This window comes from Pseudoalteromonas sp. 2CM37A (assembly GCF_023161885.1).
Taxonomy (GTDB): domain Bacteria; phylum Pseudomonadota; class Gammaproteobacteria; order Enterobacterales; family Alteromonadaceae; genus Pseudoalteromonas; species Pseudoalteromonas atlantica.
In genome coordinates, this window is the sequence record NZ_JALNTJ010000002.1 from 778,847 (window position 1) to 797,767 (window position 18,921).

The following is an 18,921-nucleotide window of genomic DNA, read 5'->3' on the forward strand; positions in this document are numbered from 1 at the left end:
CTTAGGTGTATGTAATTAATTTTTGTTGTGGGTGGCACTCTAAAAAGTGATGCTCGTTTAAACTGCTTATCGTTAATTTTTGATTTTTTCCTTTGCCGCGCGCCACTACTTTGGTTACGCCTGCGTTTACTAAGCTCCAATTAATATCAATAAAGCGCTCGAGCTTTAGCCCCATTAAATGGCTGGTTATAATGCTAATAGGCCCGCCAGAGGTATAAATAAGTACCTTTTTACCGTGGTTTTCATTGGCTATTTGTTCAAGCGCGCCAAGTACACGCGCAGTAAATGCATTAAAGCTTTCGTTATATTGAGTGCTGTCGGGATTGAGTACCCATTGCTGTATGGCGCTAATAAATACCGTTTTAAAATATTCCATAGGCTCTGCTTGCTTGCTAAGTACCGCGCGAACTTGGCTTGGGGTGGCAAGCTGTGGGTTATAAACAGCTAAAATATGTTCGTGATCGTACTCGTTTAATCGCGCATCGTTTATTAATACCGGCACATTATTAGCACTTACTAAACTCAGCTCTGCGGTTTGATTGTGGCGCAGCATACTGCCTGCAAATACTGCATCGGGCGTAAGCTGCTTTTGTGCTAAATATTCACCCAGTAGTGTGGCTTGCTGTTGCCCTTTTGTTGAGAGCGTATCGTAATTATCAGCCGAAAAACTGGCCTGCCCGTGGCGTACTAAATATAAAATACACATTAGACTTTACCTTGGTTGTTAATGGCTTTTTTACAGCGCCATAAAAGGTAATGTACAAACACCCAAAAGTGTTTAAAGGCGGGGTTTTTAGTTTGCCCATGGTGATAGCGGTAATAAATTTGCTGCACAATGCCGGCAAGTCTAAATAGCCCGTACACTTCGTAAAAGGTAAAGTCATCTACGGTTATATTCATTTTTTTACAGTAGTAGGCCACTACTTCTTTGCGCGTTAGCATACCCTCTAAGTGAGTGGGTTGACGGCGCGTGGCTTGGGCTAAAAAGTCATCTCCTGGCTCTACCCAATAAGCCAATGTATTGCCCAAATCCATAAGTGGGTCGCCAAGTGTGGCAAGTTCCCAATCTAAAATACCCAGTACGTTGGTGTAGTCGTTTGCATCAAGCACAACGTTATCAAACCTAAAATCGTTATGTGTTATGCAAATACGCTCGTTACTTGGCATGTTGTTTTCAAGCCACTTAATGACTTTTTTACCGCTGGGTACATTCCAGGTTTTGGCTTTAGTAAAGCGCTCGCTCCAGCCGCTAATTTGACGCTGGGTGTAGCCTTCGCCTTTGCCTAAATGGCTTAAATTGGCCTGTTTGTAATCTACTTTGTGTAACTCTACTAGGCAGTCGAGTACGTTTTCGCACAGCTTTTTGGTGCGCTCGGGCGTGGGGGTTAATCCGCGTGGTAAATTTTTACGCGGAATTATCCCCGTAAGCTTTTCCATAACGTAAAAGTCGGTGCCGAGTATGTTTTCATCGTCGCAAAACGCCTCCATGTTTGGCACATAGCTGTAAACTGGTTTTAGCGCTTGCTGCAGCTTATATTCACGGGCCATATCGTGTGCGCCTTTGGCTTTGGTGCCTTTGGGAGCACGGCGTAAAATAAGCGATTGCTCTGGGTACTCTAGGCAGTAGGTCCAGTTTGATGCTCCCCCTGCATATTGAGTAACACTTGGCTCACCAGTTAACTGTGTAAGGTGCTGTTTAAGCCAGGTATCTACCTTTTGTGTGTCGAGCTCTTCGCCTTGGCGTACGTTTTTGGCTTGATCTAATAATTGTGTGTTCATTGCTAGCCTTTATTATTTTGATTTTAAACGTTGCATAGAGCGTGTTTTTTTCAGCATGTTTTTAATGTACCACTCAATGGGGAGTAGTTTTTTCATTAAAAAGGCCTGTTTACCTAATTTATGGGTCAAAATTAAAAATGGGCGGTTAAGCGACTGCTGATAAATAATATCGGCAACTTGCTCTGCGTTTATGGGGGAGCGCTCAAAGGCACGGTTAAGCATGGTTTTCATGGCCGGCTCGCTGGTGCGCATGGATTCATCAAGATTGGTTTTAAAAAAGCTCGGGCACACAACACTTACATCTATATTATCGTGGGCGAGTTCGAGCTTTAGGGTTTCGCTAAAACCTATAACCGCCGCTTTTACGGCGTTATAACTGCTCATAAACGGAATAGGGGTAAGCCCTGCTTGTGAGGCTATATTAATAAAGTAGCCACCGCCTTGTTGCACAAAGGCGGGGTAAAACGTTTGGCACACCCGCACCATAGAGAGCAAATTAATATCCATAATCCACTGCCATTGCTCAAGCGATTCGCCCTCAAGCGAGCCGCCCGTGGCAACGCCTGCGTTATTAATGACAATATCTACGCCCTGCCACTTGGTTTGGATAATATCGTAAAGCCCCTTTACATCTGCTTGCTTGGTTACATCGCAGGCGTAAAAAAAGGCATCGCTTTTTAGTGCTTGCAGCTCACTAATGGTTGTGGCTGCACGCTCGGCGTTTATATCGGCAATACAAATTTGTAAGTTAGCGCCCAAATTACTTGCGTAACTCAGGGCTAATGCTTTACCCAGCCCTGTGGCTCCACCTGTTATTATTAGTCGTGTTTTCATGGTGTTGCCTTAGCGATATTTGTTAAGTTCGAGGCGCGAAACCATGCCCATATGTACTTCGTCTGGGCCATCTGCAAGGCGTAAAATACGCCCCATTGCATTAAACGATGCTATAGGAAAGTCGCTCGACACCCCAGCGCCACCAAATACTTGTATCGCCATATCAGACACCATTTGCAGCATATTAGGCACGACTACTTTTATGCTCGATATTTCGGTCATGGCGTGTTTAACGCCTTGGGTGTCTATTTTCCATGCCGCGTGCAGGGTTAATAAACGGGCTTGATCTATCGCCATACGCGCTTGCGCTACGCGTTCTAAATTACCGCCTAATTTAAGTAAGGGTTTACCAAAAGCGCTGCGCGACAGCCCGCGTTTAATCATGAGCTCTAAACAGCGCTCTGCTGCGCCAATTGCGCGCATACAATGATGAATTCGCCCAGGCCCCAAGCGCCCTTGTGCAATGGCAAAGCCTTTGCCTAACCCTAAAATAAGATTTTGTTTTGGTACGCGTACGTTATTAAACTCCATTTCGCCGTGGCCGTAGGGGGCATCAAAATCGCCACAGGCACTTAGCATACGCTTAATGTTTACACCGGGTGTGTTTAGCGGCACAAGTACCATTGAATGCTGGCTGTGTTTATCGTTTTCGGGATTAGAAAGCCCCATAAAAATAGCCACCTGTGCATTAGGATGACCAAGGCCGGTGGTCCACCACTTTGTGCCATTTAAAATAAGCTCGTCGCCATCAACATCTATGGTTGCTTGCATGTTTGTCGCATCTGATGAAGCGACATCGGGTTCGGTCATGGCAAATACTGAGCGAATATCGCCATTTAATAATGGGGTTAACCACTGCTGTTTTTGCTCATCGTTTGCAAAATGATAAAGCACTTCCATATTGCCGGTGTCGGGGGCATTACAATTAAATATTTCTGATGCAAATAAGCATTTACCCATTTGCTCTGCAATAGGGGCGTACTCTAAGCAGGTTAAGCCTTGTGCTAGTTCTGCATCGGGTAAAAATAAGTTCCACAGGCCAGCGGCTTTTGCTTTCGCTTTTAATGGCTCAATGTGCTCACTTAGTTGCCAAGTGGTCCAATTGTTTGAATTATTTTTAGCATGGTTATGCGCAACTACTGCTTGCTCAATAGGCAATACGTGCTCATCCATAAAGGCGGTTACACGCTTTAGGTAGTTTTGGCTTTTTTGGCTTGGCTCAAAGTTCATTAGGGTTGCCTGTTTATTTTTTAGTTAACCCAGCATAAAACATTCGCCCCAATGAATTAAATGAAATATATTACCAGTTAAGTGTGAATTACATTCATAGTGTGAGCGGGTAATAATGATTGAAGCTAAAAATATTCAACAGTTGGATTTAAATTTACTTAAAATATTTGAATGCCTATACCGTGAAAAAAACATGAGCGAAACCGCAAAGGTGCTATACATAACGCCCTCAGCAGTCAGCCATGCTATAAAACGTTTGCGCAGTGTATTAAACGATCCGTTATTTGAGCGCCAAGGGCAATTAATGCTCCCCACCCCTGCGTGCCAACGTATGGCTCCCGAGCTAATAGATTTACTCGAAAAATTACGCCAAGTGCTACAAGCCTGCGGTGATTTTAATTTAGCGACCACTGCACAAACCTTTAAAATAGCCCTGCACGATGCAATAGAGCCTATTGTTTTGCCTAAATTGCAACTTGCACTGGCAAAACATGCTCCCAATGCAAGCTTAGCGAGCGTAAAATTAAGCCGTGAAGATATGCATAAGCAATTAGCTAATCATCAAATAGATATGGCAATTGATGTAGCACGGCCAATAAAAGCGCCCATTAGTCATGCTGTTCTCTCAAGTGATCACTTTTGTGTACTCATGAAAAAAAACCACCCGCTTAAAAACCAACTCAATATAGACAATTATTTAGCGGCTAAGCATGTTGCGGTATCTAACCGAGCAACCGGTACTGTTATTGAAGATATTGCGTTATTGCAATTGAGTTTTAATAGGCAGGTGGCTATACGTTGTCAAAATTATTTTGCAGCGAAAGAGGTAATAAAAGACGCGCCATTTTTACTTACTTTACCTTCAATGGTTGCCAGTCAATTGCTAGACGACACGCTAATAGCACGGCCAGTTCCCACCACTATGCCTGCTATTTATCAGCATTTATATTGGCATCAGAGTACTGATAAAGACGACGCTTTAGTATGGTTACGTGGGCAAGTGCAGCCTATTTTTAAACGTTAATAGCTATAAAAAAAGCGCCAAACTTAGTGAACTAAATTTGGCGCTTCGCGTTGTTTTTTTAAGCGTTTACAAGGCGTTTGTTTTTAAACTTAAGCCCAGCAATTAATAACAGCGGCCCAATAAACATGGCAAGGCCATATACACCGCCCGTTACTGCGTATTCGGGCTTATTTAAAAAGCTTATAGCAATTAAAATAGCCAGCGATGCGTTTTGAATCCCCACCTCAATCCCAAGTGTTAGTGAATCTGTCAGATTAAGGTTTGAAAGCTTAGCTATGAGCAAGCCAATGACCATTGAGCCAATATTTAATGCAAGGCAGGCCCAAAATACAGCATCAAACGAGCTTGCCAGTAAGGCGCGTTCTTTTATTACTAACGCGGCTATCATGGCGAGCATAAAAAATAACGAAAAACGCCTAAAAAACGGCTCACTTTTAATCGCAAATTCGCTTTTAAAATGGCGCAAGCTTATCCCTATGGCTACAGGCACTAAGGTGATTACAAATAGCCCAAGTGATGTAGTTAATATAGAAAAGTTAGCATCGTCTTGCGGCGCAAATTGGTGCATGGCAAAGCCAATAATAAACGGGGTGGTAATAATGCTAATAGCGGTTGAGGCAGCGGTTAAGCTTACCGAAAGCGCTAAATTAGCCTTTGCCAGCTGGCTCACTACGTTTGACATAGTACCACCTGGGCACGCGGCTAAAATCATTAACCCTATTGCTATAGGCGTAGGTAAATTAAGTAAATAACACAAACTTAAAGCCAGTAGCGGCATGGCAATAATTTGGCCTAGTAAGCCCATAGCAATTGCTAAGGGCTTTTTAAAAAGCCGCGTAAAGTCGCCAACTGTAAGCCCAAGCCCCATGCCAAACATAATAAGGGCAAGGGCGAGTGGGAGTATGATTTCTGTTAAAAATGATGCGTTCAAATTAGGCGGCCTCAGTTGTTTTTAATGCCAGCACTTCGTAGTTAAATGAGTACGGGGTTAGCAGCGTTTTTATCTGTTGTTGCAGCGCGTTTAACTCATCTTCATTAACTAAAATTGTGGCTTTTATGCCTAACTTTTTATCAGCAAACACATTTATTTGCACGGTTTTGTTGATTAATTGCTCGCTAAGAGCCTCTGTAATGGTTTGTTTTATTTCTAGGCAAACCAGTTCGGGCTTATAAATTTTACCTACGGCAGTAAGCGGTATTTCATCAATTATATAAATGGCTTTTGGTATTGCTGCTCGCTCAGGTATGTTGGCGCTAACATACGCGGTGAGAGCATCAAGTTTAAGCGTGCTATGTGGGCTTAGCGTTACGTAAAGTACGGGTACTTCGCCTGCGTAGCTGTCGGGGCGTGGCACGGCGGCTGCAAGTGTTACATCGGGGTGGCTGGTTGCGGCATCTTCTATCATTTTGGGGTCTATATTGTGCCCGCCACGTATTATTAGCTCTTTTTGCCTACCACATAAGGATACATACCCGCTCTCATCTATTTTTCCTAAATCGCCGGTTCTAAAATACTGTTGGCCGTTTTCATCAACTACCCATGCGACTTGGTTATGCGCATCTTCTACATAACCTGGGAATACGTTATTACCGGTTATTATTATTTCGCCAACATCGAGTGTATCGCAAATTTTAACAAGCGTGCCTTGCTCGTTTATATCGGCAATTTTAAGTGTAATACCGGGTATTGGCAGCCCTACAGAAGCCTCTTTATTAATCGGGTTTACAGGCATTAACGTACTTACTGAGCTGCCCTCAGTTGAGCCATAACCCTCTACCAGTGGGGTGTTTGTGAGTTTAGTAAACAGGGCTTGTAAATCTGATGAAAGGGGCGCGGCCCCACAAATAGCAAACTTCATTTTAAGCGGTGGCACCGATATTTTTTGCGAGGTAATTTGCTCAACCATAGCAGCGTAAACCGTAGGTACGGCGGTCATAACGGCTACATCGTAATTATTAATTAGGGTGAGTAAGTTTTGAATGATGTTTTTACCTCTAAAGCCAGAAGGGCTTGCGAGTAAAATTTTACAGCCTTTCATTACCGAGGCTATGCCTGTGGCTACCGCCGCATTTACATGAAATATGGGCAAACCTACTAGCATGGTATCGCCTGCGTTTACTGGCGAAAGTAAATTAACCTGCCCTGCATTGGTGAGCTGGTTTAAGTGCAAGTGCTTGGCAAGTTTTGGTAGGCCGGTGGTACCACCCGTATGAAAATACGCGCACACATCGCTTTGCTCAGGCAAAATAAAATTAGCTGCTTGCGTATTTTGCGCCGCGAGTAACTTTTTAAACCCATACACGGGTACTTTATTATTTTGCGAGCACGCTATGTCGTCACCAAATAAGCTAATAACCGCTTTTAGGCCGGGTATATGCTCTTTAATTGCCATTACTTTTTGCCAAATATCGCTACCAGGGACTGGGCCTAGGGCAATGATTACTTTGGTATTGGCTGAGATCATAATTTCTTTCATTATGGACTCATCAAGCAAGGGGTTTATGGGGTTTGCAATGCCTGCGGCCTCTGCTGCCCAAAGCGATACATAGGTTTCAGGGAAGTTAGGTAGCACCAGCGAGGTAACCTCGGTTTTTGTAATACCCAACGAGTGCAATGCATTGCCAAGCCCTGTTACGTTTTTTGCGAGCGCTTTGTAGCTCATTTTACGGTGCGGATTAGCAAAGCTTTTACCTTTAAAGGTCATTAAAATGCGGTGAATTAGCTTTTTTGCAAACGGAATTTGCGCTTCGCTAATGCAGTCGCCATCTAAAATGTATTCAATAGCGGTTGCATCACCAAAGTTTTTTGCCGATTGTAAAATGGCATGATAAGTAGAGCGAGGAAGTTGCTCTGGTGATATTTCAGCAAGGTTTAAATTGCCAACATCGGCGTGGTTTTTAATTGTTGTTATATTCATAAAACCCTCAACGTATCTTTATAATGTGTGTGTTTGCGTGTGAGTGCATAGTATTTAAACGCGGCTTTGGGTGTGTGGGCCATTACCGCGCAAATTTTAGTCTATCAAAATTAAGCTATTGCCAGTGTTTTAATCTAAAAAGCTGTTATCTTTTGCGGCAACAACCTGATACATGGGCTGAAAGTTCCCCCATGTAACTAGCTCTGAGCCATTGGCTTGTTTAGTGTGTAGCGCAACATCGTGTGAAATAAGCTTGGGCTCGCCTGCGGCTTGCGCTAATAATTGGCTTTGGCAGCAGCTATCTAGCAATACAAAATTGGCAACTGCGGCATCAACCGACGAACCAACGGTAAGTAAACCATGGTTTTGCAAAATAACAGCGCAGTGATCAGCCAGTGATTTAGCTATCATGTCGCCCTCTTCGCTGTCGGCTACTACGCCGCTAAATACATCAAATACACTGTGGTTTTCGTAAAATACGCAGGCATCTTGCGAAATTGGTTTAAGTAACTCTCCTAATGCCGAAAACGCACGGCCATAACGTGTATGGGCATGGGCTACTGCGTTTACGTCGGGTCGCGCCATGTGTATGCGTGAATGAATAGCAAACGCGGCATTATTAATCGGTGTGCTGCCTTCAATAATATTACCTTTATGATCAACCCGAATGAGATCTGACGCTTTAATATGCGCAAAATGCATACCCACAGGGTTTACCCAAAAGGTATCGGGCTCTATGCAGTCGCGAAGTGTTATGTGCCCCGCAAGTCCTTCATCAAAGCCATACATGGCAAATACTCTAAAGCCTGCGGCTAGGCGTTGTTTTTCGTAGCTGCGTTGCTCCTCTAGGGTGTTAAATTTAGGCGGCATAATAAGTTTAAATTTGTCGCTGCCTATGGTCATTTTTGCGGCTTGCTGCTCTAGTGTATTGCTCATAATAATCCTAAATTAAACTCTGTTGACTTTAGTTTAGTCTCGCTTAAGATAAATAGAAGTGATGTTAATTAATGGTTAAACATAAATACTATGCATGGAAAGATAGATTTAAACCTGTTTGTAATACTTAAAACGGTATATCAAGAGGGCAGTATTACCACTGCAGCGGATAAACTGCATTTAACGCAACCTGCTGTTAGCCATGCGCTTTCTCGCCTTAGAGAAAAGTTTGACGACCCATTATTTATTCGCCACGGTCGGCGTATGGTGCCCTCACCTTTTTGCCAAAAAATAATAGCGCAAGTTATTGAGTCGGTGCAGGTATTAGAGTCAACCTTAAATAATGAACGGCTTTTTGATATAGCCGCCTTTAAGCGCGAAATTAAATTTGGCTTTAGAGATATTTTAGAATCGATATTTTTTCCGCCGCTAATGAGCGACCTACTCACAAACACCCCCAATATCACGATTAACAGCCGACAGGTGTCGCATGTTGATATGGAAAAATCGCTCGAAAACCAAGAGCTCGATATAGTTATTGATGTACTTACCCCAACGAGTAACCACATAAAAAACACCTTTATTTGTAATGAGCATTTTTCGCTAATTTGTAGGCACGATCACCCAATATTAAATGACTTAACCGTACAAAATTACGCAAAGGCATCGCACGCGTTGGTGTCGTTAAAAGGCGCGCAGGTAGATATTATTGATATGGCGCTGGCAAAGCATGCACTTGCCCGTAATGTAGTGCTTAAATGTGAACATTATTTTGCGGCGACTAAAGTGATTAGCCAAAGCGACATGATAATGACCATGCCAAACGCGTACGCGCAGGTATTAAAAGAGCAAATGCCTGTGCATGTAACTAGCTTGCCGTTTGATGTGCCGTTAATGCCCGTGCACATGTATTGGCACGAACAAGCTGATGACGATTTAGTAAATAGTTGGATGCGAGAAAAGCTGCTAGGTTTAGCCCAGCAACTTATCCCTGCTGACAAACTTAAAAGCGGTAATTAAATTGTGCGTGATAACTGCGCCCACGCTCTGATAAAAAACGGTGTGCGTAGCTAATTACTGGCACATCGTTGGCCTGAGAAAAAGTGTGTTTATCGGTTAAATTTTTAGCCAATAACGCCACCGACCAATCTCCTTCACTGCTACCTAGCTCTATGCGTAAATTTAGCTTTTCAAAAGCGCTTTGCTTGGCTATTGGGTCAAGATCTTGCTCTAAAAAGTAATCGTCACTAAAGTTAAGCGCTAAATTGCTACTTAAAGTAAGGTTTGAAAACACCTCGGTATTGTAATCAATCGCTATATTGCCTGAGTAATCGGGAGCAAACGCGCCAGTTTGCCCGGTTAAATCTTGAAATGCTTGGCCAAGTAGCTCGCTTTGCATAACCGTTGGCGATGCACTGGCGTATTGTTCGTATTCAAAATCAAGCACCGCAAGGTTTGCCGATAGCTGCCAACTTTGATTTATTGCCCAGCGCGAATCGAGCTCAATCCCTTTTACTTTGGTTTCGGCGGCATTTTTAACTACAAATGCATTACCATTAAATTCAGATACTTGTAGGTCATCGTACAGGGTGTAAAACAGTGTAGCGTTTACTTGTAGAGTATTTTTAATTGGCTCGGCTTTTATGCCAAATTCAAAGTTTGTGGCTTTTTCGTCGTCAAACTCAAAGCCTGAGTTTTCATCAACCGTGTTACCTTGTGAGCCATTTAAGCCAGAGCCATCAAAACCACCGGCTTTGTAGCCTATGCCAGCGCTTGCAAATAACATGGTGTTGTTAAACCCTAAATATTGCACACTAATATTGGGTGATAAGTGCGATTCATCACGCTTAGCGTTAAGGTTATGTACCCCCGCGCCCGAAAGCTGCCCTGCAATAGTGGGCGCAGCGGCATTAGCAAATTGTTGTACGGCTTGCGGTGTGTTTGGCTCAAATACGCTATACACACTTTGTACGCTGCTTACTTCTTTTTCTTCTTTTTGATAACGCAGGCCAAAGTTAGCGCGCCATTGCGCGTTTACATTCCAAGTAAGGGCGGTAAATGCTGAGTAGCTTTGTTGGTCTTGATCAAACAGCGCATTTACGCCCAATGATGTACCCACTAAATCAGGAATAAGTAACGATGCACCAAATAAAATATCGTTTGGGTGTTCAAGCTCGCTGCTCATGTAAAAAATGCCCGCTACGTATTCAAGCGTGCGCCCTGTTGGCGAGCTTACTCTAAACTCTTGCGTAAACTGGTTATAGGTTTCTAAGTAGTCTTGTTTTATAAGCGGGATTTCTGAAAAGTCCGCGTCAAAGGTTGAGTCCCAATCGTACTCGCTATACGTGGTTACAGAGGTAAATTCGTATTCGCCATAGTTATAGGTTAATTTAAGTGATGCGTTATCAAGCGTGGTTTTACTTTGCTCATTAAGCCCACCTGGGTGACCATCGCCCGATACCGAACTTGTGTAATCAAGGCCCGAGTTGTCGCTTAATAAAAGTGAACGAAATCCTACATTGCCTGGGTTAGTAGGGTCATTTGCTATTTGTAAATCTCGGTTAGGAGTATCAATAATGTATTGGTAGCGCGAGCCATGCGACTCAAACTCACCGTGTTCCCACTTAAACAATGCGTTTATATCATCGTTTATTTGCCAATCTATTGATAAACGTGCACCTGATGAGTCGTTAGATTGCTCATCACTTTGGCGCGCTTGGTTATATAAAAAGCCATCAACAGAATGATCAAATGCGGCAATACGAATGGCTAAATCATCGTTAATAGGAATGTTTATAACGCCGGTAAAGCGCTTTTCGTTATCAGAGCCAAACTCTGCCGATACGTTGCCTTCAAGTACATCGGTTGGCGAATTTGAGATCATACTAAAGGCTCCTGCTGTGGCGTTTTTACCAAACATAACCGACTGCGGGCCTTTTATAAGCTCAAGGCGCTGCATATCTAAAAATGGAAATTTAGCCTGATGCCCGCGCCCTAAATACACGCCATCTTTATACATAGCAACCGATTGCTCAAAGCCTGAGTTAGTACCCGAGCCTATGCCGCGTACAAAAATACGTTTGCTGCTTGAGGTTTCGGTTATATGCACGTTAGGTAGGTTTTCGCTTAGGGCGAGTAAATCGTCAACACTGTTTTGCTCGAGGTAATCGCCAGAAAGCGCTTGAATAGAGGTAGGAATATCTTGTAGTGATTGCACCCGCTTTTGCGAGGTGACGGTAATGGTTTCAAGCTCGCTGTTATTTACTTTTTGCTCGCCAGCTTGTGCCATACCCACGCTTAATGCGCTGAGCGTAAATAAAGTAAGTGTTTTTTGTTTTAAAAAGCTAGGTTTTAAACGTGTGTGTGACTGTGTGTGTTCAGTTGTCATAGCTGCAACTCCATTATAGAGGTTATTTTTATTGGATAATTTTGCGTCTATTTCATACTGACGAGTCTTAAAATAAATAACAGTGATGTTTATTTATTCAACACTATTAGTAATATTTATAGTTAAGCGGAAAAGTGTTGTGCTAAATGGGGTTATAGCGGGTTTAAAGTGGGTTAAAAAATACTTGTGGATTAGCGGTTTTATTTGCTAATGCCGAGCTTGGGGTGTTTGCTGCATTGATAAAGGCAGTAAGCTGTGGTGCATTTTCGCAAAAAATAATATCCAGTGCTAAACGGTTTTTACCGTATAAGCCTCGGTGAATCATATTGGCTGAAAACAACAGTAAGTCACCCGCATTAAGTTTAATAACTTTGCCTGTAGTTAAGTTATCGCTTGGCAGCTTATTATTTTTTGCAAAACGTACATTTAGCTCCTCTGGTGTATCCCAATTTTTATGCGAGTGGGGCACAAGCTCTATGCCTGGTTCGTCTTCAAGGGCTAACCGGCAGTGCACTACGTCGGGCCCGTTTAACGCAGCTTGTTGCTCTTGCACATTTAAATGGTATTGCATATCGCGATGCCAATAATTTTTTTGTGTAATATTAACGGGATTAAAAAATAACTGAGTATTTAAAAACAGTGGCTCACTAATCGCCTGTTTTACACGCTTAATTAATTTGTTATCAGCTATTAAACTAAATAAGGCTTCGTTTTGCTGCGCCGTTAAATACTCACTATTTGTTATGCCTGAACTATTAATGGCACGGGATTGATAAAACTCACGGTTATTAGTTTTCCACTGTGTATGAAAGGCATTAACTAGGAGCTTAATTTTAATTAGCTCCTTGGTGCTGTAAAGCCCCTTTACAAGCATATAACCGTTTGATTTATAGCTGTTCATTGTGGTTCTTTATTTAATATTGCAGCAACCCGTTCAGCAAGTTCTGGCAGTACATCTTGTGCAAACCATGGATTCTTTTTAAGCCAAATATTATTGCGTGGGCTTGGGTGTGGTAGCACCAAATGCTCCGGCCAATATTCACGCCACGATTTTACTAACTCGGTTAAGGGCCTGTTTTTAGTATGCGGTAAATGATAAGCCTGCGCGTATTTACCGAGCACGATTGTAAGCTCTAAATTTGGCAGAGCGGCCAGTAATTGCGCTCTCCAAGCGGGTGCACATTCTTTACGCGGGGGTAAGTCGCCCGACTTACCTTTACCAGGGTAACAAAAGCCCATAGGTAAAATAGCTATTTTTTGCGGATCATAAAACTCATCAACACTTAGCCCAAGCCACTCGCGTAGGCGGTTTCCGCTGGCATCGTTAAAGGGCTTGCCAGTTTCGTGTACTTTTATGCCCGGTGCTTGGCCGGCAATTAAAATACGCGCATTGGCATTAAATTGTATAACGGGGCGAGCACCTAACGGTAAATGAGGTTCACAGATCACGCATTTACTAACTTGCTCAATTAAATTGATCGGATCCATATAAATCTGGCCTTAAATGCTTAAATTTTATTCTAAATGGCCATTTAGACCTAATGAGTTGGTAAAAAATCGGTTTATTTTACTCAAATTAGTTATTAGTTGGTAAAATCGTGATCTCATCTAATAATAACAACTAATTATTTGATATGTTTATTGTTTTTCTGACCATACGGCAAATTCGTTACCACTGGGCTCGGTAAAGTGAAATCGGCAGCCACCGGGGAACTCAAAAATAGGTTTTACTATTTTGCCGCCATATTGCGCTACTTTTTTATAGGTAGCGTGAATGTCGTTACTGTAAAACACCAGCAGTGCGGCCCCATGTTGGGTAAGTGATTTAAGCGGTGCATTAAAAAAGCCACCATCAAGCCCTTGGCCGCTAAATGCCGTATACTCTGGGCCATAGTCGGTAAATTGCCAGTTAAACACGTTAGTAAAAAAGCTTTTTGTGGCTGTTAAATCGCACGCGGGAAATTCTACATAATTTAGTTTTTCGTGGTTGCTCATTTTAAATTTACTCTTTGGCTTGCCAGTATTGACCACTGTAAACCTTCGTAATTAGCTAAGCAATAACCCTAAAACGGCTGAGATCAGTATTTTACTAACATGCTAGGCACTAATGTTAAATTATCTAGAATATACAAATGAGAATCGCTATCTTTTGTATTTGTAAGCTTTATAATAACGCCTTATTTTTATTCTCGTATTTGAATAAGGGATTTGTTAATTATGCAGGCACCTCTGCACATAGCACCTTTTACCAAAACTAACCTAGCTGCGCTTTCAAAGGTGGCCCAAAGCTATAGAGTGTTAGTATTTTTGCGTTTTATTATTGCCATAGTGGGCGGCTATGCATTTACCTCAGCGTGTATTTCATTATTAAGTGTGCTGCTGCCCATTCCTAAGCAAGATGCCGTATTACTGTGTGTGTCTATCAGTATTTTAATTTACGCCGCGGTGTTTATTTATGCGTTTTCGGTTAAGTCGTTAAAAACTGTTTGGATCAGTATTTTACTAAGTACAGGTATTTTTGTTGCTGTATTGGCATTACTGAAGGGTTGGCTATGAAAGACAGTTTTTTTAGGTCGATGACCTGGCTACATACCTGGGTGGGCTTACTTACCTGTTGGATTATTTACGTAATATTTTTTGCAGGCACAGCGAGCTTTTTTAGAGACGAAATAAACTTGTGGAATCAACCGGCTATACACAATGTGCAAGCCCAAACCGACAGAGTGGCCGCGCAAAGGCAGCAAATTATAAAGGGCTTTGATTATTTAAATCAGCACGCTGCAAATTCCCCTAGTTGGCGTATTACCTTGCCTGAAGAGCGAATACCATATTTGGTATATGGCTATGCAAAACCTAAAGAGCCGGGGCAGCGCCGCAGCCAGTTTGTAAATACCCAATTAAACCCAAACACCATGCAAGCGCTGCCTCCTTTTGTTGAAAGTAAAGGTGGTAACTTTTTTTACCGGTTGCATTATCAGCTTTATTATTTAGATGCCATAACAGGTCGCTGGGTAGTGTGTTTTGCCAGCTTTTTTATGCTGCTGGCAATAATTTCGGGCGTGGTTATTCATAAGCGCATATTTAAAGATATGTTTACCTTTAGGCGCAATAAAGGGACTCGTAGCTGGTTAGATGCACATAATTTAAGCTCGGTACTTGCCCTACCGTTTCATTTAATGATTACCTACACAGGCATTATTACGCTTATATTTATGTTGTTCCCCTACCCTGCGTTAACGACGTACGACAAGGGTATGCGTGGCTTTTTTAACGATGTAACACCTAGCAATAACGTAACTAATAACGCCCAAGGCAGTGCAGAATTGCTCCCTATAAACACTATTTTGGATCAAGTTTATACCAAGTGGCCTAGTGCAGATATTACGCGTGTTCAGGTTAGTAAACCGAATATGGCCGCTTCAACAGTAACGGTATTGGTAAGCCCTGCAAAGGCGCTTCGCGATCAATCTCCGCGGCTTTTGTTTAGTGGTGCTACGGGCGAGTTAGTTGCACAAACTGATGACGAACTTAGCAGTAGTAAAGCACTTTATGAATCACTTAACTCTATGCATACAGGGCGCTTTGCTACGCCTTTACTGCGCTGGTTATACGTACTTGGCGGTATTGCAGGCTGCGTAATGATTGGCTCTGGCTGCATAATGTGGGCTAAACGCATACGCGAGCGTAATAAGGGTAAAGCCTCTTTTGGCTTACAGTTAGTCGAAGCCTTAAACCTTGCCACCATTATGGGTTTACCACTGGCTACCTGCGCCTTTTTTATTGCCAATAGATTACTTAGTCCAACCGTAGCAGGGCGTGGTGAAAAAGAAGTTACAGCGTTCTTTTTAGCATGGTTAGTGGTTGCCGTTATGGCACTTTTAAAGCGCGATAGGCTGCAATGGCGTGTAATGGCAGCCATAAATGCCCTCGCGTGTTTGAGTGTACCGGCAATAAATGCGCTCACCACACAGGGCAATATAGTGAGCTACTTGCTTAATAAACAATGGGCCTTGTTTATTTTCGATGCGGTATTTTTACTGTTTAGCATACTGTTTTTAGTACAAACCGAAAAATTACGTACTGCTTCTAGCGCATCTAAAAAAACAGCCAATAACCTAGCCAATAATAAAAAGAGGCAAAAAGCATGATTGATTTACTTAGCTTTAGCCTCTGTTTGTTTGCTTTTAATGGTTTTGCTTTGGCAAAACCAGCGCATTTTAAAACGGTGTTTACAACGCGTCCCTCTAAGCTGCAAAGTAATTTACTGCTAATAGTTGCTTGGATCAGTATTTTACTAAGCTTATTGCTCTGTGTGGTTACGCAGCAGGGATACGGTGCTTTACTGTTTTGTGGCTTTATGGGGCTAAGTGTATTAATTATAACGATTTTTTATAATTTTATAGAAAAGTTGATTAAGCCATTTAGCTTTTTAAATATGTTACTGATTGGCTTATCAGGGCTATTACTGGCAGTAAATTCACTTTAGTTAGTAAAAACCTGATCCAAAGAAAGCCATTAATTTTAGGCAAAAAAAATGGCAAGCTATAAAGCTTGCCAACAATAGGGGGATATTCAGTATGTCCAACACTTGCATGTCTCGTTGCAAGTGCAGCTAATATAGCCCTAACATATTTAACTTACCTTACAGTGAGATGATCGTTTTATTACAGCTGTAACAATCATTTGCTCAACAACTGTAAAGCCCCTTTACATAGCTAAATAACCTACTGTTTAACCCAAATAATTTGCTCTGTAGCAAAGCCTAGTTTGTTTGCTTTAGCTATAAAATGTTGTTTAAGTTTGTCACTAACAGTAGGTGTACGCGATAAAAACCATAAAAAGTCGCGGTTATAACTTGTAATAAACGCATATTGGTAGTCGTCTTGGTCTAATTCAAAAATAACGTAAGCACCATAAAATGGGCCAAAAAACGAGACTTTAAAATGGCCTGTGTCAGTCCCTTCTACAAATTTAGCTAAGCCCTGTGCTTCCTCCCACTTTTGCTCTTTAGTTATAAAACCTTTGTTGAGCACTTTTACAGTGCCATCGTCATTTACAGTGTAAGTCGCGGTTACTTGCTCCATACCCTCTTCGAATGAGTGATCAAGGCGGGCAATTTCGTACCACTTACCTTTGTACTGCTCTAAGTCAAAGTTTTTAACCGGAGTAATGCCCTCTGGTGCGCTTGTGCAGGCGGTGAGTAAAAATAACCCTGTAATGAGTAAAATAGTCGTAATGGCCTTCATGAAAGCTCCTTTTTAAAAGTGATGTTGTTTGTACGGCTCTAAGCCAATAAAGTTTGCTAGCCGATTAAAATAAATTGCTATAGGATCAGCTAAATACTAGAGCAATTAAAAGATTTAAGCATGAAAATATGGGTAGATGCCGACGCATGCCCTGTGGTAATAAAAGAAATACTTTTTAGAGCCGCTGAGCGCACGCAAACACCAACCATTTTAGTAGCTAACCATGCAATGCGTATTCCGCCTTCAAAATTTATAAGCCGGGTACAGGTTTCGAGCGGGTTTGATGTGGCCGATGACGAAATAGTAAAACGTGTAGAAAAAGGCGATTTAGTTATTACTGGCGATATACCGCTAGCCAGTGAAGTTATAGATAACGGTGGCCAAGCACTTAACCCACGGGGTGAGCTTTACACGCCAGAGAATATTCGCTCGTTATTAAACGTGCGCGACTTTATGGATACCATGCGCTCAAGCGGCGTAGAAATGAGTGGCGGGCCACCACCGCTTAGCCAAACCGACCGCCAAAACTTTGCCAATAACCTCGACCGTATTTTAGCGCAGAAAAAGGCGAGCTAGTGTGAGTGAGCAACTAATTGGCTTAGGTGAGCAAGCCTTTAGCGTAGGCGTTTATGTGGCAAAAGCGCCGCCTATGCCCTACTTTGCAACCCTACACAGTGTTGAGCCTGTAATAAACGAGCAAATAAATACCATAAACCAGCACTGCGGGAATGGCTGGCGTAAAGTGTTTAACGTATACGCTAAAGTGTTGTTTGCGCTACCGAGTGAGCATTACAGCTTTGCTAAACAAGCCGCTAGCTGGCAAGCGTATCGCGATACATTTTTACTGCAAAAAAACAGTAAAACAGCGCTGTTATTTAGTGCGCCCATTATTAACGGCGCAAATAAAAATCAACTGCATATTATTGCTGGGCGAACCCATGCTAAAAACTTATTACAGCAAGGTAAGCTTAATGCGCAATTTAATTGGTTAGACGATGAGTTTGCAATTGATACAACGAATAACATTATTGTGTGCCCGTACTTTGATTACCGGCAGTTAAGTAATATTAAAATAGCCCGATTAAGCGAGCTAGTTGCCAAGCTTAAAACATCTAATTAAAAATGTAAGGACTCAACATGGCGGGAATTTTAGAGCTAAATACGTTATTAAAATCAATGAACCCTGAGCTTAAACAAGGTGAATATATATTTTGCTGTTTAGCAGGCAACCTTGCTGACTACGTTTATTTAAACCCGCTTGCCAGTTACGTTGAAGAAGAAGGCCTAACCCTTATTTTAAATGCAGATACAGCCAATAAAGCCGGTATTACGTATGAAGCTAAATATAATTTAATTACCCTTAATGTGCATTCAAGCCTTGAGGCTGTTGGGTTAACCGCTGCGGTATCGGCCAAATTAACCGAGCATAATATAAGCGCTAACGTAGTAGCTGCGTTTTATCACGATCATATTTTTGTACAAATAGATAAAGCACAGGCGGCGCTATCTGCGCTTAAAGAGATTGGTTAAGAGTAATCGCGTGTGGTTGATTTATTTTATTTAATC

Annotated in this window: 20 protein-coding genes; 8 read left to right on the forward strand and 12 right to left on the reverse strand. The window is 42.2% G+C overall.

Translation table 11 applies throughout. The features are described 5' to 3' along the window. Position 1 precedes the first annotated feature (1 nt). The 4 genes from MTF68_RS07190 to MTF68_RS07205 are packed head-to-tail and all read right to left on the reverse strand — an operon-like array spanning position 2 to position 3,843. The gene (locus MTF68_RS07190) at positions 2–706 is read right to left on the reverse strand and encodes a histidine phosphatase family protein (protein ID WP_029772869.1); all 705 of its coding nucleotides are present in this window, start codon (positions 704–706) and stop codon (positions 2–4) included. Next, on the reverse strand, positions 706–1,779 hold the full coding sequence (locus tag MTF68_RS07195) for a phosphotransferase family protein (protein ID WP_248462095.1): 1,074 nt from the start codon (positions 1,777–1,779) through the stop codon (positions 706–708). Before MTF68_RS07195 ends, MTF68_RS07190 begins: the two co-directional genes overlap by 1 nt. Positions 1,780–1,791: 12 nt before the next feature. Next, complete coding sequence (locus tag MTF68_RS07200; protein ID WP_243534334.1) at positions 1,792–2,613, reverse strand: SDR family oxidoreductase; 822 nt, start codon at positions 2,611–2,613, stop codon at positions 1,792–1,794. A gap of 9 nt (positions 2,614–2,622) precedes the next feature. Then, positions 2,623–3,843: an acyl-CoA dehydrogenase family protein gene (locus tag MTF68_RS07205; RefSeq protein ID WP_248462096.1), complete on the reverse strand. Its 1,221-nt coding sequence runs from the start codon at positions 3,841–3,843 to the stop codon at positions 2,623–2,625. Between the two features lie 115 nt (positions 3,844–3,958). Between MTF68_RS07205 and MTF68_RS07210 the strand changes: the two genes are divergently transcribed. Further along, positions 3,959–4,867: a LysR family transcriptional regulator gene (locus MTF68_RS07210; RefSeq protein WP_024033013.1), complete on the forward strand. Its 909-nt coding sequence runs from the start codon at positions 3,959–3,961 to the stop codon at positions 4,865–4,867. A 58-nt stretch (positions 4,868–4,925) separates the two neighbouring features. Here MTF68_RS07210 and MTF68_RS07215 read toward each other — a convergent pair whose 3' ends face one another. The 3 genes from MTF68_RS07215 to MTF68_RS07225 form a co-directional block, all read right to left on the reverse strand. Beyond that, complete coding sequence (locus tag MTF68_RS07215) at positions 4,926–5,798, reverse strand: bile acid:sodium symporter family protein (protein WP_248462097.1); 873 nt, start codon at positions 5,796–5,798, stop codon at positions 4,926–4,928. 1 nt (position 5,799) lies between these two features. Next, positions 5,800–7,785, reverse strand: a complete 1,986-nt coding sequence (locus MTF68_RS07220; protein ID WP_248462098.1) for an AMP-binding protein — start codon at positions 7,783–7,785, stop codon at positions 5,800–5,802. A 129-nt stretch (positions 7,786–7,914) separates the two neighbouring features. Further along, a complete protein-coding gene (locus MTF68_RS07225) occupies positions 7,915–8,721 on the reverse strand; it encodes a class II aldolase/adducin family protein (RefSeq protein ID WP_138579629.1) in 807 nt (268 codons plus the stop codon). 90 nt (positions 8,722–8,811) lie between these two features. On the opposite strand from MTF68_RS07225, the gene MTF68_RS07230 reads away from it, so the two are divergent. Further along, positions 8,812–9,741 carry a LysR family transcriptional regulator gene (locus MTF68_RS07230; protein ID WP_024033009.1) on the forward strand — a complete coding sequence of 310 codons (930 nt, stop codon included), beginning with the start codon at positions 8,812–8,814 and terminating at the stop codon, positions 9,739–9,741. On the opposite strand, the gene MTF68_RS07235 is transcribed toward MTF68_RS07230, so the two are convergent. The 4 genes from MTF68_RS07235 to MTF68_RS07250 form a co-directional block, all read right to left on the reverse strand. Continuing rightward, on the reverse strand, positions 9,725–12,109 hold the full coding sequence (locus MTF68_RS07235) for a TonB-dependent receptor (protein WP_248462099.1): 2,385 nt from the start codon (positions 12,107–12,109) through the stop codon (positions 9,725–9,727). The genes MTF68_RS07230 and MTF68_RS07235 overlap by 17 nt on opposite strands. Positions 12,110–12,272: 163 nt before the next feature. Beyond that, positions 12,273–13,010, reverse strand: coding sequence for a phytanoyl-CoA dioxygenase family protein (locus MTF68_RS07240; RefSeq protein ID WP_248462100.1), 738 nt, complete (start codon positions 13,008–13,010; stop codon positions 12,273–12,275). Further along, positions 13,007–13,597: a uracil-DNA glycosylase family protein gene (locus tag MTF68_RS07245; protein WP_024033006.1), complete on the reverse strand. Its 591-nt coding sequence runs from the start codon at positions 13,595–13,597 to the stop codon at positions 13,007–13,009. The genes MTF68_RS07240 and MTF68_RS07245 overlap by 4 nt, the downstream gene beginning before the upstream one ends. A 150-nt stretch (positions 13,598–13,747) precedes the next feature. After that, positions 13,748–14,104, reverse strand: coding sequence for a VOC family protein (locus MTF68_RS07250; protein ID WP_055254322.1), 357 nt, complete (start codon positions 14,102–14,104; stop codon positions 13,748–13,750). 222 nt (positions 14,105–14,326) lie between these two features. Here MTF68_RS07250 and MTF68_RS07255 point away from each other — a divergent pair, with 222 nt between their 5' ends. Genes MTF68_RS07255 through MTF68_RS07265 form a run of 3 tightly spaced genes read left to right on the forward strand, consistent with a single transcriptional unit; the run spans position 14,327 to position 16,595 of the window. Beyond that, entirely contained in the window at positions 14,327–14,665 is a 339-nt protein-coding gene (locus MTF68_RS07255) for a hypothetical protein (protein WP_248462101.1), read from the forward strand. Continuing rightward, positions 14,662–16,257 (forward strand): PepSY-associated TM helix domain-containing protein, encoded by a 1,596-nt coding sequence (locus MTF68_RS07260; protein ID WP_248462102.1) that lies wholly within the window; start codon positions 14,662–14,664, stop codon positions 16,255–16,257. Before MTF68_RS07255 ends, MTF68_RS07260 begins: the two co-directional genes overlap by 4 nt. Next, positions 16,254–16,595 carry a DUF3325 domain-containing protein gene (locus MTF68_RS07265; protein ID WP_248462103.1) on the forward strand — a complete coding sequence of 114 codons (342 nt, stop codon included), beginning with the start codon at positions 16,254–16,256 and terminating at the stop codon, positions 16,593–16,595. The genes MTF68_RS07260 and MTF68_RS07265 overlap by 4 nt, the downstream gene beginning before the upstream one ends. 238 nt (positions 16,596–16,833) lie before the next feature. Here the strand turns inward: MTF68_RS07265 and MTF68_RS07270 are convergent, their stop codons facing one another. Beyond that, complete coding sequence (locus MTF68_RS07270; RefSeq protein ID WP_248462104.1) at positions 16,834–17,355, reverse strand: lipocalin family protein; 522 nt, start codon at positions 17,353–17,355, stop codon at positions 16,834–16,836. Positions 17,356–17,475: 120 nt separating this feature from the next. Between MTF68_RS07270 and MTF68_RS07275 the strand changes: the two genes are divergently transcribed. Genes MTF68_RS07275 through MTF68_RS07285 form a run of 3 tightly spaced genes read left to right on the forward strand, consistent with a single transcriptional unit; the run spans position 17,476 to position 18,885 of the window. Then, positions 17,476–17,931 carry a YaiI/YqxD family protein gene (locus tag MTF68_RS07275; RefSeq protein WP_004588273.1) on the forward strand — a complete coding sequence of 152 codons (456 nt, stop codon included), beginning with the start codon at positions 17,476–17,478 and terminating at the stop codon, positions 17,929–17,931. Position 17,932: 1 nt separating this feature from the next. Continuing rightward, positions 17,933–18,475: a hypothetical protein gene (locus MTF68_RS07280; protein WP_248462105.1), complete on the forward strand. Its 543-nt coding sequence runs from the start codon at positions 17,933–17,935 to the stop codon at positions 18,473–18,475. A gap of 17 nt (positions 18,476–18,492) precedes the next feature. Then, entirely contained in the window at positions 18,493–18,885 is a 393-nt protein-coding gene (locus MTF68_RS07285; RefSeq protein WP_248462106.1) for an ACT domain-containing protein, read from the forward strand. Positions 18,886–18,921: the final 36 nt, after the last annotated feature.

What these genes read in the sequence shown, in the direction of transcription:
- MTF68_RS07190 (WP_029772869.1), bottom strand. Translation starts at nt 706, where the DNA reads ATGTGTATTTTATATTTAGTACGCCACGGGCAGGCCAGTTTTTCGGCT.
- MTF68_RS07195 (WP_248462095.1), bottom strand. Translation starts at nt 1,779, where the DNA reads ATGAACACACAATTATTAGATCAAGCCAAAAACGTACGCCAAGGCGAA.
- MTF68_RS07200 (WP_243534334.1), bottom strand. Translation starts at nt 2,613, where the DNA reads ATGAAAACACGACTAATAATAACAGGTGGAGCCACAGGGCTGGGTAAA.
- MTF68_RS07205 (WP_248462096.1), bottom strand. Translation starts at nt 3,843, where the DNA reads ATGAACTTTGAGCCAAGCCAAAAAAGCCAAAACTACCTAAAGCGTGTA.
- MTF68_RS07210 (WP_024033013.1), top strand. Translation starts at nt 3,959, where the DNA reads ATGATTGAAGCTAAAAATATTCAACAGTTGGATTTAAATTTACTTAAA.
- MTF68_RS07220 (WP_248462098.1), bottom strand. Translation starts at nt 7,785, where the DNA reads ATGAATATAACAACAATTAAAAACCACGCCGATGTTGGCAATTTAAAC.
- MTF68_RS07225 (WP_138579629.1), bottom strand. Translation starts at nt 8,721, where the DNA reads ATGAGCAATACACTAGAGCAGCAAGCCGCAAAAATGACCATAGGCAGC.
- MTF68_RS07230 (WP_024033009.1), top strand. Translation starts at nt 8,812, where the DNA reads ATGCATGGAAAGATAGATTTAAACCTGTTTGTAATACTTAAAACGGTA.
- MTF68_RS07235 (WP_248462099.1), bottom strand. Translation starts at nt 12,109, where the DNA reads ATGACAACTGAACACACACAGTCACACACACGTTTAAAACCTAGCTTT.
- MTF68_RS07240 (WP_248462100.1), bottom strand. Translation starts at nt 13,010, where the DNA reads ATGAACAGCTATAAATCAAACGGTTATATGCTTGTAAAGGGGCTTTAC.
- MTF68_RS07245 (WP_024033006.1), bottom strand. Translation starts at nt 13,597, where the DNA reads ATGGATCCGATCAATTTAATTGAGCAAGTTAGTAAATGCGTGATCTGT.
- MTF68_RS07250 (WP_055254322.1), bottom strand. Translation starts at nt 14,104, where the DNA reads ATGAGCAACCACGAAAAACTAAATTATGTAGAATTTCCCGCGTGCGAT.
- MTF68_RS07255 (WP_248462101.1), top strand. Translation starts at nt 14,327, where the DNA reads ATGCAGGCACCTCTGCACATAGCACCTTTTACCAAAACTAACCTAGCT.
- MTF68_RS07260 (WP_248462102.1), top strand. Translation starts at nt 14,662, where the DNA reads ATGAAAGACAGTTTTTTTAGGTCGATGACCTGGCTACATACCTGGGTG.
- MTF68_RS07265 (WP_248462103.1), top strand. Translation starts at nt 16,254, where the DNA reads ATGATTGATTTACTTAGCTTTAGCCTCTGTTTGTTTGCTTTTAATGGT.
- MTF68_RS07270 (WP_248462104.1), bottom strand. Translation starts at nt 17,355, where the DNA reads ATGAAGGCCATTACGACTATTTTACTCATTACAGGGTTATTTTTACTC.
- MTF68_RS07275 (WP_004588273.1), top strand. Translation starts at nt 17,476, where the DNA reads ATGAAAATATGGGTAGATGCCGACGCATGCCCTGTGGTAATAAAAGAA.
- MTF68_RS07285 (WP_248462106.1), top strand. Translation starts at nt 18,493, where the DNA reads ATGGCGGGAATTTTAGAGCTAAATACGTTATTAAAATCAATGAACCCT.